The 14,853-nt window shown below is 42.8% G+C and carries 16 protein-coding genes; 3 read left to right on the plus strand and 13 right to left on the minus strand.

The window, feature by feature from the left end; all coding sequences use genetic code 11:
* The 12 genes from ACOIT5_RS19990 to ACOIT5_RS20045 form a co-directional block, all read right to left on the minus strand.
* Window positions 1–627: a cytochrome b/b6 domain-containing protein gene (locus ACOIT5_RS19990; protein WP_423127932.1), complete on the minus strand. Its 627-nt coding sequence runs from the start codon at window positions 625–627 to the stop codon at window positions 1–3.
* Between the two features lie 2 nt (window positions 628–629).
* On the minus strand, window positions 630–1,571 hold the full coding sequence (locus ACOIT5_RS19995) for a cytochrome c3 family protein (RefSeq protein ID WP_423127933.1): 942 nt from the start codon (window positions 1,569–1,571) through the stop codon (window positions 630–632).
* A 54-nt stretch (window positions 1,572–1,625) separates the two neighbouring features.
* The gene (locus ACOIT5_RS20000) at window positions 1,626–2,045 is read right to left on the minus strand and encodes a c-type cytochrome (protein ID WP_423127934.1); all 420 of its coding nucleotides are present in this window, start codon (window positions 2,043–2,045) and stop codon (window positions 1,626–1,628) included.
* 24 nt (window positions 2,046–2,069) lie between these two features.
* A complete protein-coding gene (locus tag ACOIT5_RS20005; RefSeq protein ID WP_423127935.1) occupies window positions 2,070–2,951 on the minus strand; it encodes a DUF5777 family beta-barrel protein in 882 nt (293 codons plus the stop codon).
* 24 nt (window positions 2,952–2,975) lie between these two features.
* Window positions 2,976–3,368 (minus strand): hypothetical protein, encoded by a 393-nt coding sequence (locus ACOIT5_RS20010; RefSeq protein ID WP_423127936.1) that lies wholly within the window; start codon window positions 3,366–3,368, stop codon window positions 2,976–2,978.
* A gap of 76 nt (window positions 3,369–3,444) precedes the next feature.
* On the minus strand, window positions 3,445–4,467 hold the full coding sequence (locus ACOIT5_RS20015; protein ID WP_423127937.1) for a hypothetical protein: 1,023 nt from the start codon (window positions 4,465–4,467) through the stop codon (window positions 3,445–3,447).
* Between the two features lie 140 nt (window positions 4,468–4,607).
* Window positions 4,608–5,333 (minus strand): Crp/Fnr family transcriptional regulator, encoded by a 726-nt coding sequence (locus tag ACOIT5_RS20020; RefSeq protein WP_423127938.1) that lies wholly within the window; start codon window positions 5,331–5,333, stop codon window positions 4,608–4,610.
* 235 nt (window positions 5,334–5,568) lie between these two features.
* Window positions 5,569–5,781: a zinc ribbon domain-containing protein gene (locus ACOIT5_RS20025; protein ID WP_423127939.1), complete on the minus strand. Its 213-nt coding sequence runs from the start codon at window positions 5,779–5,781 to the stop codon at window positions 5,569–5,571.
* Window positions 5,782–5,790: 9 nt separating this feature from the next.
* Complete coding sequence (locus ACOIT5_RS20030; protein ID WP_423127940.1) at window positions 5,791–5,973, minus strand: Arc family DNA binding domain-containing protein; 183 nt, start codon at window positions 5,971–5,973, stop codon at window positions 5,791–5,793.
* A gap of 64 nt (window positions 5,974–6,037) precedes the next feature.
* A complete protein-coding gene (locus ACOIT5_RS20035; protein ID WP_423127941.1) occupies window positions 6,038–6,883 on the minus strand; it encodes an SPFH domain-containing protein in 846 nt (281 codons plus the stop codon).
* A 108-nt stretch (window positions 6,884–6,991) separates the two neighbouring features.
* Entirely contained in the window at window positions 6,992–7,216 is a 225-nt protein-coding gene (locus ACOIT5_RS20040; RefSeq protein ID WP_423127942.1) for a hypothetical protein, read from the minus strand.
* A gap of 74 nt (window positions 7,217–7,290) precedes the next feature.
* On the minus strand, window positions 7,291–7,884 hold the full coding sequence (locus ACOIT5_RS20045) for an RNA polymerase sigma factor (RefSeq protein WP_423127943.1): 594 nt from the start codon (window positions 7,882–7,884) through the stop codon (window positions 7,291–7,293).
* A 152-nt stretch (window positions 7,885–8,036) separates the two neighbouring features.
* On the opposite strand from ACOIT5_RS20045, the gene uvrA reads away from it, so the two are divergent.
* Both uvrA and ACOIT5_RS20055 read left to right on the plus strand, forming a co-directional pair.
* Window positions 8,037–10,838 (plus strand): excinuclease ABC subunit UvrA, encoded by a 2,802-nt coding sequence (gene uvrA, locus ACOIT5_RS20050; protein ID WP_423127944.1) that lies wholly within the window; start codon window positions 8,037–8,039, stop codon window positions 10,836–10,838.
* A 154-nt stretch (window positions 10,839–10,992) separates the two neighbouring features.
* Complete coding sequence (locus ACOIT5_RS20055; protein WP_423127945.1) at window positions 10,993–12,774, plus strand: hypothetical protein; 1,782 nt, start codon at window positions 10,993–10,995, stop codon at window positions 12,772–12,774.
* A gap of 47 nt (window positions 12,775–12,821) precedes the next feature.
* Here ACOIT5_RS20055 and ACOIT5_RS20060 read toward each other — a convergent pair whose 3' ends face one another.
* Window positions 12,822–14,174: an MATE family efflux transporter gene (locus ACOIT5_RS20060; protein WP_423127946.1), complete on the minus strand. Its 1,353-nt coding sequence runs from the start codon at window positions 14,172–14,174 to the stop codon at window positions 12,822–12,824.
* Between the two features lie 105 nt (window positions 14,175–14,279).
* On the opposite strand from ACOIT5_RS20060, the gene ACOIT5_RS20065 reads away from it, so the two are divergent.
* Complete coding sequence (locus ACOIT5_RS20065; protein ID WP_423127947.1) at window positions 14,280–14,828, plus strand: HEAT repeat domain-containing protein; 549 nt, start codon at window positions 14,280–14,282, stop codon at window positions 14,826–14,828.
* Window positions 14,829–14,853: the final 25 nt, after the last annotated feature.

Genomic DNA, 14,853 nt, shown 5'->3' on the forward strand with positions numbered 1-14,853 from the left:
TTAATGAACCGTATTGTGATATCCGTTTATGATGCTTTTAAAATTATCCAACGGATTTTTTCCGATCGATGCTACATACAAATGCACCAGTAAAAAAATGGAAATCAGGTAGCCCATGCTGATGTGCAGCAAGGCAGTCAGGAAAATCCCGCTAAATGAATAGACATTTTCAATAATTGATTCGGGAAAAAGAAGGGCCAGGCCGGTAACAATCAAAACAGGCACAAAAAGAAACATGACCACCACGTATGCGTACTTTTGCAAGGGGTTAAACTTTCTCTTTTCTGAAATCGGGAAAGGAGCGGCCTCATCCTTAAAGATACCGGATAAATAATAGTTAATCTGCATTTTCATTCGCTTAGGCAAACCTTTGAGTTTTATCTTGTAAAATTTCTTGTTTTCGGTAAGCAAATTGCCAAATAAAAAGACCAGATAATTAAGCGACACCAAAACACCGGCATAATTATGCATCGTAACGGCATCCTGAAATTGAAAGCCCAGAAATTTCAAATCGGCGTATTGCATACGGACGCCTGTTATGATTAAAAGAATAATTCCCAATGCATTAATTCCATGCCAAATTCTTAACCAAAGTGGGTATAAGTATAATTTATCTTCCGAGCTCATGCTTATTTTCTTTTGATGATTCTAAAAACCCAGTGAGCGCCAATGGCCAATACTGTACAGCCAAAGATAATGAAGCTGATCGTCCTCATAAAAGGGCTTTGGTTGGCTCCGATAATATAGGCTTCGTTAATCATGAAAGCTTTAAACTTCCCTTCTCCCGCCCTGGCCTGTATATTTTGATATTTATATAACGATGCTTTCAATAATGAGTTGGATGAATGGCATTCGTGACATGATTTCAACGCGTTCAGCTTCGGCATAATATTATGCGATACCATAAATGAATCAACCACCACGGTATGGCATTCGATACACCTGACTTGTTTAAAATGGAGGTCCTGGTTGGGTAACCAATCATGCACCTGTGCCAACGACGGATTGGAGTGAGAGGAAACCGTCTGGTACTTTACCGGGTTATCGTGGCAGGAAAGGCAGAAACTGTTGTTATAACTGACAATTTCACTCACACGACTACTATTTCGGGCAGTTGGAGTATAGTAGTGCTGATTGTGACATTTGGAACAACTAAAGCTTTCACCGACCATTTCGTAATGAACGCTTTTCTGGAACTCTTCTTCGATCTTATCAAACTGGTAATCGGCATACGTATCATCGCCCCCATGGCAATCGATGCAGTTCATCAACGGTTCCAGTTTCAACTCGCCGCTGTGCGGATAAGTTTCGTATTCGGAAGAATGACAATCAAAGCATTTAAAACTACCGTGAACCCCGTTTACAAACCTGGTTGAATCAATGATGTAAAACGGGTTCATTATCCGCTTCTGCTCCGCTTCAATCCAATCGTTATAATAGGAGTATGTTTGATTGGCATGGCATTTCAAACAATGCCGGTTTTCCTCCTGCATCACCTGATCATCAGCAAATACCGGATTAATCACAGAAAGAAAAACAAGTGCAAAAATAACTTTAACTGAGAATCGCATTACACTGGAGATTAAAAGAGCCGGGAGTCCAAGATCTACTCCCGGCAACAAAAATTATTTTAAAGAACGGATGAAATTAACGATGGCCCAACGATCTTCTTCATCCGGGATCTTACTCTCGTAATTCGGCATTTCATCCCGCCCTACGATTGACTGGTAGTAAATAACACCGTCGCTTTGGGCCTGAAATTTAGCGTCCTTAAATGATAAAATAGCCGTTTTCATACTGGCAGCTTTCGGGCCGTCGCCCAAACCTTCGCCACCGTGACACGATCTGCAGTGCTTCGTATAAAGAAGCTTTCCAACTTTCAATGATGCTTCATCATTGGCGGCCGGATTTTTCATTTTCTGATATTTTTCAGGAACATTCCACGGGCCACCATCTTTTTTGTCCTGAACAGTCACAAACGAAAGTAACAGACCGGCTGTAAAAACAACCATTAATAATGCAAATAAATTTGTGTACTTTTTCATAATCCTCAGTTTTAAATTACCAACCTAAAAGCTCCACAACCTGGTGATTGTGAACCCAAAAGCAAAGTTATCTTTATTTATCTTGTTATAATTATTCATCATGATGTCCTGCGGCAGCATTCCCCTCGAGTTTCCCGCGTAAATCTGAAAAGCATGGGTGCTGGTCGAGATCTCATAACCGAACGACAGACTTGGTTCCGGATGGTTGCCCCACTCCGGACGTTGTTCTGAAATTTTCTGTATTTTCAACGGAGCGTCGTAGGTAAAAATAATTGCTCCCTGTGGAGTCACTTTGATCCGTCCGTTAACATGCAAACCAATCCGGTCATGATCAAACTGTTCGGGCACCGAGTTGGCATGAGAAAAACTCACAGCTCCCTGAACAGTAATCCGTTCAGAAACTTTACGCCCGACGATCAACTGGGCAAAATAAGAAAATCGTTCGGGAAAATCATAGCCTGGCTCATACATCGACTTATTGTTCCCGTCAATACCCATATTTCCGTATAAAGTTACAAACACCGGGATCACGTTTCGCCGGGTTTGCTCCAGAATGGTCCACTTGGCATTAAAATCATTGTACATATTGGCCTTCGAAATTCCCCAACCAACCTGCAGCTTATTGGCAATCACATAATTTAAACCCAGCCGGATATTTGCTGCAGGAGCATAAATCCCCCATAAATCGGAATGCCCGTTGGAGATACTGCCAAACTTATGCTGAATAACAAACTCAAGGGTCTTTACCGTTGGTATCAACGAGGTCTGGTTATCGATCAGCAAGCCGCTCTCCCAGGCAAATCGCACCGGTTTGTCTTTCTCTTTCTGCTCCGGAGCATCTTCCTGTGCCCACAAGTTAGTGCATATCAACAGACTTAATACGACAATTCTTGCTATTTTTTTCATGTTCTTAAGTTCTTTAGATGTTCACTAATTGTTTTTGGCCCCTTCCTGTATCCATACGAGAATTAACTGAGCCTGAGCTGCCGTATATTTTTTCTGGGTGTGAGTACTTGTAGCTGGACCTGGGTATGTATAAATTAAACTCTGCTCCGGAGACGTTACATTGATGTACTTTGCGTTACCAATACTTTGATATGCTTTCCCCGACGAAAGATCAGGCGCCCGTCCTCCCGTATTGTGGCAACCCGCACAATTCGCGGTGAAGATTGGTTGGATATCAGTCGAAAAATAAACCGTCTCCTCCCCGTTTCCACCACCGTTGATTGGCGGAAGTTCTTCTTCTACCAGAAAGTTATACTCACAGGCACTTATGAATAATCCAATTACAGCAGCAAAAAAGAATATTTTAAATTTTTTCATGTTGTTGTGCATTTAAGCGTCTTTAACAATTTCAAAGAAACTTCCGTAACAGAAGCTTCTTTTTAAAATCTTCTTTTTATTGAAGCGCCTGTATTGAATTCTTCAGCAATGCCAGGATATAACCCGGATTATGAACTCCTTTACTACGGTCTTCTTCAATGGTCTTCCAGTTATAAACGGCTCCGGCCACTTCAATGGGGTAAGTACCTGCAACAATCACATGTTCAGCCGTCAATGCACCTTTGGTAACCAATAAACCGGCCAGTTGTTCCATCAATTGTTGAACTTCTGTCTGAAGGCCATTATAATTGAAGTTATTTAAGGTCCCGTGACATTGCGTACATGAGGCCAGGCTGGCATTGAACGTATGGCTGCCTTCGTGCATATGACAGGTAACACAGGCATCGGTATTTTTGCGGTGGGCAGCCGATTTTGTTCCCGGATATGAAACAGAGCCTGCCAGTTCATAACCACCAACTCCTTCAAGTAAGTTCCCTTGTGGCCCATGGTGCGGTCCAAAGCGGTAATTGGCAATCGCGTAGTTTCCGTTTGCATCCGGAGCAAGAGCCGGGCTTACCGGTCGCGACTGATGGCAATTAACGCACAGGTTTGAAGACGACTGAAAATCCAGCACTTTTGTCGGATCGTTATACATAACCATCTTCACCGGGGCATGTGTTCGCAACGCATAATCCTGCCCGTCATTTTCAAAATCAAAACTGGTGTGTTTGGTGTGGCAGGTGGCGCAACCAATAGCCGAGGGGTTTGTAATCGCCACCGGCGAAGCGCTTGGGTTATTCACAAAATTTACAAACCCTTCGTGTGAGTGACAGGGTGCGCAACTGGCAGTCGTACTTCGGCTGATATTGGCACCAATACCGTGGTGTGATGCAGACCATGCAGCAGTTATTGCGTTATTTTTGGTCAGATTATGGCAGGTGACGCAACTTGCGGTCCCATCTTGCCCGTCCTGCCCGTCTTGTCCGTCAGCTCCATCAATTCCGTCCAGTCCTGGAGGACCTTCTTTTACACAGGATGGAATAACAAACAACACCAATGTGACGATTGCTAATAAGCGGAGTATTTCTCTGATTTTCATAGGATTGAGATTTAGTACAAATATTAAATTCAGAATAAAAATTCAAATGTTAAATTTTACCCTAAAAATAGATATTGGACCGTGATTAATCCCGGACTGTTGAGGTGATATTTGATCTGGTAAAAATTGATATTTATCAATCAACCATGCCGGCTCAACATCATCAAATCATCTTCTTTTAGAATCTCAATCTCTCGTTTGTCCTGACGAACAATTCCCGAAACTTCGAGTTCTTTTATACTTCGAATAAAACTCTCCTTGGTCATTCCCGACATTTCGGCCAGTTCCTGCTTATTCAGGTTACAGTTAAATGGATTACGCTGATAGATGGTATTTTTTAAGTACAAAAGGGTGTCGGCAACTCTTCCCGGCATGTATTTCTGTGTTAAGCTGACCAAACTTTCAAGCATCTGGATATTCTGCCTGTTGTTGTATTTTAACAATTCATAAGCAAACCGGCTGTTGCTTTCCAATAATTTATGCAAGCGGGTTGAATCAATCAAACAACAGTCGACATGCGTGATGGCAGTCAGTGTGAAATGCCTGATGTCATCACTCACGACCCCGCCTGCCGTTACCAGACTGTGAGTTGAAATAAGGCGTAATATAACATTTTTACCTTTAGGACCTTCCGCAACAACTTTGGCCATCCCCTCCCGGATACACACAAAATGGGTCGTATTCGTATTCTGCTTAATAATTGTTTCACCAGGCTTAAAGATAATATTCCGCTTGCACGACATTAAATAGTCAAGCTCATCTTTGGTTAACGTTTTAAATATGGTGGTCTCCTCCTCCGGAAAACACTTCAGACAGCATGATCTTGCACAGTTGGTGCAGTCTTTTAATTGTGATTCATCAAACATCTTTCACCTCCACTCGTGTAAAAACATACATTGTTCCATAACTGTATATCAATGTTTATACAAATAAACAGATATTTTTGGTTTTTCAAACCATGTACCCTGTTTACACTCCAAATGAAAATATTAACAAAACTGACTACTAAGATATTAGAACAAACGGAGATGAAAGATGTTTTACAATACAAGGTGTTTTTTATAAAATAAAAATCATTCTTTAGCTGACGTATGTTTAAAATTAATTCGTCAGAAAATCCAACACATCACTCATTTTACCCGACGGACTGGATTTATACAATTCCGTGTACCCGCATTTTGTACAGGAAACGGCGGTAAAACGTCGGTTCTGGATATTAAAATACCTGGTAAAACCAGAACCGGTAGTCCTTATTTGATCAAGTTCTGCTTTACGCGACCCGCATTTGGGACATTGATAAGATTGTTTCATCATTCAAAATTTTTATGTATTTGGTTTATCGTCTTTGGATTTCGATCCGGGTTTTCGGCCGGCCTCTTTTAATGCTTTATGGATAATCCATTCCAACTGACCGTTAATGCTGCGAAACTCGTCGCCGGCCCAACGCTCAAGCGCCTCATAGTCTTTGGGGTCTAACCGCAATACAAATGATTTTTTTCCTGCCATCTTTATTCCTCACCGTAACATATGATTCCCGATCCGTACCATAAAGTTGGAAATTTGTGTCGGGTTAATATATACTTCCCGTATTCACCACCGGAGTTACATCTTTATCGCCGCACAGCACCACCATCAGGTTGCTCACCATGGTTGCCTTTTTATCTTCGTCAAGATCGACAATCTGTTTTTTACTCAACTCATCCAAGGCCATTTGAACCATGCTAACAGCTCCTTCAACAATTTTAAACCGGGCAGCAACAATTGCTGTTGCCTGTTGGCGTTTAAGCATAGCCTGGGCTATTTCCTGTGCATAGGCCAAATAATTAATACGAGCCTCAATGACCTCGATGCCGGCAATTGCCAGCCGCTCTGCCACCTCGCGTTCCAACTCATCATTCACTTCCTCGCCTCCACTTCTCAAGGTAATCTCGGCCTGTTCGTCTTCAAAATTGTCGTACGGATAAAGGCCAGCCAGCTTGCGGATAGCAGCTTCGGTCTGGATGTTGACGAAATGTTCATATTCATTTACATCAAATGCAGCTTTAAATGTATTGTTCACCCGCCAGACCAATACCACTCCAATCATGACGGGATTCCCTATTTTGTCGTTGACTTTGATTGGTTCGCTATCGAGATTACGCGCCCGAAGAGAAATTTTCTTTTTAACAAGAAAAGGGTTGACCCAAAAGAATCCGTTTTTTTTAACCGTACCTTTGTATTCGCCGAATAAGACCAACACGGCACTTTTATTCGGTTCAACAATAAGAAAACCTAAGGAGAAAAAGACAAAGCCGAAAATAAACAAAATTGCCGGGATCACCAGTCCGCGCATAAAACCGCCCATGATCATCAGCAACAAAATAAGTTCGAGCGAAACTATTAAATAGCCTGATTTTGCTGAATAAACTTTTTCCATAACTGTCGTTTTAAATTACATTCAAATTGATATTATTTTGATATCACAAATATAAAATAAAAAAAGCATCTTTGTCAAGATGCTTTACAATACATGCTGATCTTTTTATCAGTTTAAATTCATTTCAACATAGCCAATCGATGTTGTTTCTTCTGTGTTAAACGATTTGGCAAAATCCAAAATGTTTTGAAGTACCCGCTTTGAGGGTTGGTACTTTTTCTTCCCGGTTTTTTTTAACATCCCTATTTCCTCCAGCTTTAGTTTCTGTCCCAATTCACAAAATCCGTCTTGGCAAGTGTAGAATAAATTCATTAAGGTAAAATTTTCTTCCATAGGCTAATTTGATTTCTTTTTGTTCAACCCATTTATCAAACGCCTAATACAGAAAAATATTGCCTTAATAAATGTTAATTCCTTGTCAGAAGCAGATTATTTTTTTCGATGATTTTCCGAAGGTTAATCAAGGCATAACGCATCCGCCCCAATGCCGTATTGATGCTTACGCCTGTCTTATCGGCAATTTCTTTAAAACTCATTCCCAGATAATGACGCATAATGATCACCTGACGCTGATCTTCAGGCAATTCATCAATTAAACGCCTCACGTCAGTCCGAATCTGATCGCATACCAATTGATCTTCGATATTATCATCGGAGAACCTGGCTGAATTGAATAAATCAAAATCCGAATCTTCATTCGATGTCGTATTCAACAACTTTTCTTTCCGGAAATGGTCGATAATCAGGTTATGGGAAATACGGAGCACCCAGGATATGAATTTCCCGTTTTCCGTGTACTTACCTGTTTTCAGAGAGCGGATTACTTTGATAAAAGTATCCTGAAAGATGTCTTCAGCCAATTGCTGATTTTTGACGATCAAAATGATGTAGGTGTAAACTCGATTCTTATGCCTATAAATCAAGCTTTCGATAGCAGACTGATCGCCACCAATGAATTTTTGGACGAGCATATTGTCGTCCGTCGTAGTCATACTGAACATTACTTCCTATTTAATTTTAAACAAAAAAGTAAAATTCGTCTATAGGCAACCAGTTTTAAGAATGAGTAAAAGATTTCATTAATTTTGCAAGAGCTAAATTGGAATATTTTTGTTAAAAAAGCAAATTTTCCTGGCACAAATTACATAAATCAATGATAAAAGACAGTATTTCAACTAAAAATATCCACATAAAAGGAGCCCGTGTTCATAATTTAAAGAACATTGAACTGGTCATTCCGCGAAATAAATTGCTTGTTATAACAGGCCTTTCCGGTTCCGGTAAATCATCATTGGCCTTCGATACGCTTTATGCAGAGGGGCAACGCCGGTATGTTGAAAGCCTGTCTTCTTATGCACGGCAATTCCTGGGCCGGATTAATAAACCCGAGGTTGACTTTATAAAAGGAATTCCGCCCGCCATCGCGATCGAGCAAAAAGTAAACACCCGGAATCCTCGTTCAACGGTAGGGACTTCCACCGAAATTTACGACTACCTCAAGTTGTTGTACGCCCGAATCGGACGAACGATTTCACCGGTGTCAGGAAAGGAAGTCAAACGTCACCAGGTAGGCGATGTGGTTGATTTTATGTGTTCGTTCTCCGAAGAAACCCGGTTAATGATTTGCGCCCCTTTGCAGGCCAAAAATGGCCGATCGGTTTTAGAGGAAGCTGAACTGTTACTGCAACAAGGCTTTTCGCGCATTGAAACCCCAAACGGCATTCAACGCATCGACGAACTGTTGAAAGCAAATTCAAACGACTTTTGTTCGGGCAACTGCAACCTGGTTATCGACAGGTTGCTGGCCAGCCAGGAAGAAGATAACATCAGCCGGATGGCCGATTCAGTGCAAACCGCTTTCTTTGAAGGACGTGGCGAATGTGTGATTAAGGTATACCGGGGAGAACAGATATCGGAAGAGAAATTTTCAAACCGGTTTGAAGCAGACGGAATTGCATTTGACGAGCCTACAGAGCACATGTTCAGCTTTAACAATCCGGTTGGTGCTTGTCCTGCCTGCGAAGGTTACGGGAAAGTTATCGGCATCGACGAAGATCTGGTGATTCCAAACAAATCATTATCTGTTTACCAGGACGCGGTAGCCTGCTGGAAAGGAGAAAGCATGAAACTCTGGAAAGACCGTCTCGTCCAAAATGCCGGCCGTTTTGGCTTTCCCATCCACAAACCCTTCTACGAGCTCAGCCCTGAACAGCAACAGTTACTTTGGAAAGGCAACGCTTACTTTAAAGGGATCGACGCTTTTTTCAAAATGCTCGAAGAAAAGAGTTACAAAATCCAGTACCGGGTAATGCTGGCTCGTTACCGGGGCAAAACAACCTGTCCCGACTGTCGGGGAACACGACTGAAAAAAGAAGCCGGGTATGTCCGGATAGTTAACACTCCAATTCAGGACCTGGTATTAATGCCTGTAAACGAATTACGCGGGTTCTTCAGAAATATCCGGTTAACTGCACATGAACAAAAAATTTCGAAACGGATTTTGATTGAAATTAACAGCCGCCTCGATTTTCTTTGTGATGTGGGATTGGGATATCTGACTCTGAACCGCTTATCATCAACGCTTTCGGGCGGCGAATCCCAACGGATCAACCTGGCCACATCCCTGGGATCCAGCCTGGTAGGTTCGCTTTATATTCTGGATGAACCCAGCATCGGGCTTCATCCAAAAGATACCGAACGCCTGATAAATGTCCTTCGGAAACTGCAGAAAATCGGCAATACGGTGTTGGTGGTCGAACATGATGAAGAAATTATACGCGCTGCCGACGAAATTATCGACATTGGCCCCAAAGCCGGAGTTCACGGAGGAGAGCTGGTATTTCAGGGCAATCACCTGCAACTTTTAGATGCTAAAAACAGTCTGACTGCCGATTATCTGAATGGGACAAGAAAAATCGAAACGCCCCGGTTACGACGAAAATGGACTGATTTTATCGAAATCATCGGCGCCCGTGAAAACAACCTCAAGAATATTACCGTCAGGTTTCCTTTGAACACGATTACTGCGGTAACAGGCGTGAGCGGCTCGGGAAAATCGACTCTTGTCAGCAAAATTCTTTACCCGGGAGTAGCCAAAATACTGGGGGGCTACAGCGAAAAAACCGGCCAGCACGACGCCATTAAAGGTGATATCAACCGGCTGACCGCCGTTGAGTTTGTTGACCAAAACCCGATTGGAAAATCATCCCGCTCCAACCCGGTAACTTATCTGAAAGCATTTGACGAAATACGGAAGTTATATGCCGATCTGCCGGCGGCAAAATATCAGGGATTCAAACCTGCCCATTTTTCATTTAACATCGAAGGCGGCCGGTGCGAAGAATGCCAGGGTGAAGGCGAGATTAATGTCGAAATGCAATTTATGGCCGACGTACACCTGCTATGTGAAAGCTGCCAGGGAAAACGATTTAAAAATGAAGTCCTGGAAATTGAATACCGGGGAAGAAGTATCCACGATATTCTGGAAATGACAGTGAATGAAGCCGTTGATTTTTTTGGAAACGGAAAAAGTTCGACAGAAAAGAAAATAGCAAAAAAACTGCAACCCTTGCAGGATGTCGGACTCGGATACGTGAAACTTGGCCAAAGTTCGTCTACCCTTTCGGGCGGAGAAAGCCAACGGGTAAAACTGGCCGCTTTCCTCGCAAAAGAGAAAGATTCGCCAACCCTGTTTATTTTTGATGAACCAACCACCGGTTTACATTTCCACGACATCAAAAAATTATTGATCTCTTTCAACGCACTGGTTTCACGAGGACACAGTATCATCATCATCGAGCATAATCTGGATGTGATCAAATCGGCTGATTGGGTGGTAGACCTGGGGCCCGAAGGGGGTAAAAACGGCGGAAAAGTCATTTTTGAAGGAAAACCGGAAGATTTGGCCGGATCAAGCACTTCATTTACCGGCAATGCACTGATTGGCAAACTATAAGAAAGGAACAGGCAATTTAGATTGATTTTTGGCGGTAAAACCTCAAAAACCCTTATCTTTACGCCCAAAGAGCAGAATAGGAATGGCGTTGATTGAACTGAATGGATCTTAATCCCCTGTTTTAAACTCCTCCTGTTTATTTAAACCAACAAAAATGAATTTTAACACACACACGTTTCATATTCCGGTCATGGGATTAGGCTATACTGTGGATACGCCGGTTAAAGTGGCCCATCTGGGAATTTCATCCGTTATCTCGATTGTAGATGATTTCCTGATCGAAAAAATGCGCGAGTTCTACAGCCTCAAGTTTAACCTTCCTTTTAAGGAAATATCAACAAAAGCCGAAGATTTCCGGGCAAAACGGATTACAGCTTACCTGAACATGGTTGATAAGCTTGTTCATGATAAGTATGAAGAGCTGATTACCAATTTCCATCAAAAAGGAAGCGAACTGGAAAAATACTTCGACCTGTTGCCCAACGCGAAAAATATCCGCGAAAAGTTCAACCATGCCCTGGAAAATATGAATCTGGCCGATGTAAAAAACTGGTTGCGTAACAACTTGGTTAAAGGGTGTATTGATGTGAACATCATGACCAAGGTGGACAAGGTAAACTACAAAGACAAGGTAGCGATGCCGACAGAATTTAATGATGCTCATGCCGCACTGCGCGGATTTGCCAACAGCACTTTATCTTCGTCACTAGTGCTTTCAGCCGGGATGAGCCCGCGTCTGTACAGCTACATCGAAAATTTTGATGACTTTTATCCCGATGCAGAAGGTCTGCTAAAAAAGAAAATCACCCTTAAAGTAAGCGATTTTCGCTCGGCCATGGTTCAGGGACGTTTTCTGGGGCAAAAAGGAATCTGGGTTTCCGAATACCGGGTTGAATCGGGCTTAAATTGCGGCGGCCATGCTTTTGCTACCCAAGGAAACCTGCTTGGCCCTATTCTGGATGAATTCCGGGAAAAACGGCAGGAGTTGTTGGACAGCACCTTTGCGGTGTACCAAAAAGCGCTGGAGAAAAAAGGCAAAGCGGTATTACAAAAAGCTCCCGACATGAGAATCACGGCACAGGGAGGTGTTGGGACAAACGAAGAGCACGACTTTCTGCTTGAAGAATACCAGCTCGACTGCGTTGGCTGGGGAAGCCCGTTCATGCTCGTTCCTGAAGTGGTTAATATTGACAAAGAAAGTTTAGAACTGCTCCGGAATGCCGGTGAAGACGATGTTTACCTGAGCAATGCCTCGCCGCTGGGCATCCAATTCAATAATATTCGCGGAACCAGCCAACAAGCGCAAATCCGGCACTATTTGGACAAAGACAAAGCCGGATTTCCGTGTACAAAACGTTACCTGGCTTTCAACACTGAATTTACAGAACAACCTATTTGTACCGCTTCGCGCCAATACCTGAAGAAAAAAATCAGCGAGGTAAAAGAAAGCGGTTTGCCTGAACATGACCAACAAAAACAAATCAGCCTCCTCACCCAGAAGGAATGTTTATGCGAAGGGTTGACCAACTCGACTTACCTGGCAAACCACATAACACCCGATAGCAAGCGCACGGGGGTAAGCATCTGTCCCGGACCTAACATTGCCTATTTCAATCAGGTAGTCTCGCTGAAGGAAATGGTGCACCATATCTACGGCAAAGTCAACTTGCTAAAGGGCGTAAAGCGCCCCAACCTGTTCATCAAAGAGCTGAGGATGTACGTTGATTACCTGGAAAACAAACTGGCAGAGTTCGGGCAAAACCAGGATGAAAAGCAATCATCCTACTACCGGGTATTCCGGAAAAATATGCAGGACGGCATTTCCTATTACAAGCAGTTATTCACCAAATACGACAGCAAACTCCAGGAGATGAAAAAAGATGTTTTAGCGGAACTGGAAAACATCAATAAAAAGCTGGAAAACATCAAAATTTAGTCGTTACCGACACGTTTATTGAATTCAATTTTGGCTGAAAGTCGGGCTTACGCGTGGGATGTGGCGAGCGATAATTGCCGCCATTCGCGCGATATAAAATACGTCACAATCAGGGCCGAACAGGTATCCGAAATGGGCATGGCAACCCAAATCCCGTTGAGATCAAAGAAATTCGGCAAAATAAACAATAAGGGAATCAGGATGATCACCTGGCGCAGAAGCGTCAGCAGCGTGGCAATCTTCGCTTTCCCAACCGACTGGAAGAAATTTCCGACCACCACCTGGAAACCGACAAAAGGTAATGCAAATAGTCCCAAACGAAGACCTTGTCTGCCAATCACGAGCAGTTCAGGGTCTTCGGCGTTAAAGAAGCGGACGATGGCATCGGGGATAGCCTGCACCAAGGCAAAAGAAACGATGGAAATAAGGGTTGCAGCAATCATAGAAATACGCAGAGCGTCTTTTACCCGACCGGGTGCATTTGCTCCAAAATTAAAGCCGATAATGGGTTGAGACGCCATATTGATAGCGACAATAGCCATGACGATCATGGTCAGTACCGAATTGATAATTCCCATGGCTCCCACAGCCAAATCGCCCCCAAACCGGATCAACTTGGTGTTGATAAGCCCCTGAACAACTGAATTGGCAATCTGCATAAAAAAAGGTGCCATCCCAATCGCCAGGATCTCGTTGATGATCCCGGTATCGAGTTTGAAATATTTTGAACGGATTTTCAGGACAGACCGGTCGCTTCGAAAATGCAACAATACCCAGGCTGATAACACCATCATCGAAATAACCGTTGCATAAGCCGCCCCTTTCACTCCCATGTCAAGCCAAAAAATAAAAATCGGATCTAAGATGATGTTCGTCCCGGCGCTGATCAGCATCGAATACATTGCTATCCGGGCATTTCCCTCCGAGCGGATCACATTGTTCAGAGAAAAACCAACTACCTGAAAAACAACACCAAACAGAATAATATTGAGATATTCGTTGGCAAAATCAACTGTTTCAGCAGTCGCGCCAAACATCTTCATCATCGGGTCTTTAATCAAAAAACCGATCAGGGTAATCAATCCCGAAGCAATAATCATCAGTACAAGGCTGTTTCCAATAACGTGTTCTGCTTTGTTCATATCCTTCCGGCCCATATTGATCGAAACCAGCACACTGGTACCAATCCCGATCAACAGGCCAAAGGCCATCATAATCAGCATCACCGGGAAAATAACGGAAATACCGCTTAATGCCAGCGATCCGATCCCCTGACCAATAAATATCCGGTCAACAATATTATATAAAGCGTTAACAAAAACACCGATAAATGCAGGAATAAAATATTTCAACATCAGACTGCCGACGTTCGACTCACCCAGCTCTCTCGTTCTTTCCATGTAAAAAATTTGTGCAAAGGTAAACAATCAGATGTAAAAACCGGAAAATATGACTTCTTGTTGTATTTTTGAAAAGATTACTTTTGCAGCCCAAACATGAATCATATGAATACAGAATCCTCAAAAAAAATCAACAACGAAATAATCAGCAAGCTGAAGTCGAACAATTCGGAGCTGGTAACAGAAGCTCTTCATCAGTTAGAAGAAACAGGAAACTCAGCCTATATTCCCACCTTGATCGAACTGTTACATGACACTGACCGGCAGGAAATAAAACAGCGAATTTCGCGCTTACTGGCCGAATTAAAACACAGCGACGCCATTCCGTTTCTTTTGGATGCCATCCGAAACAAACAATACGCCAATGAGTTGCATCTGCTGGTTTCGGCCTGTTGGGAAAACGGGATGGATTACAGCAATTACCTCTCCCTGTTTACCGATTTAGTGGTCGAACACGATTTTATTGTTGCTTTCGAAGCCCATACCGTGATTACGAATATGAGCGGGAAAATTTCGAACGAAATTTACGAAAAAGAAAGCCGGAAAATTAAAGATGCAATTGCTGGCGCAGATGAACAGAAAAAGCAATTGCTGCTCGATTTGCTCGATTTTTTACCGGCGCTGGAAGCAGGCATTGAACCTCAGCAATTTTAGAATGCCCGTCGTCGTTAGGATTTCA

The sequence above is a fragment of the Gaoshiqia hydrogeniformans genome, assembly GCF_049347105.1.
Classification (GTDB): Bacteria; Bacteroidota; Bacteroidia; order Bacteroidales; family Prolixibacteraceae; genus Gaoshiqia; species Gaoshiqia hydrogeniformans.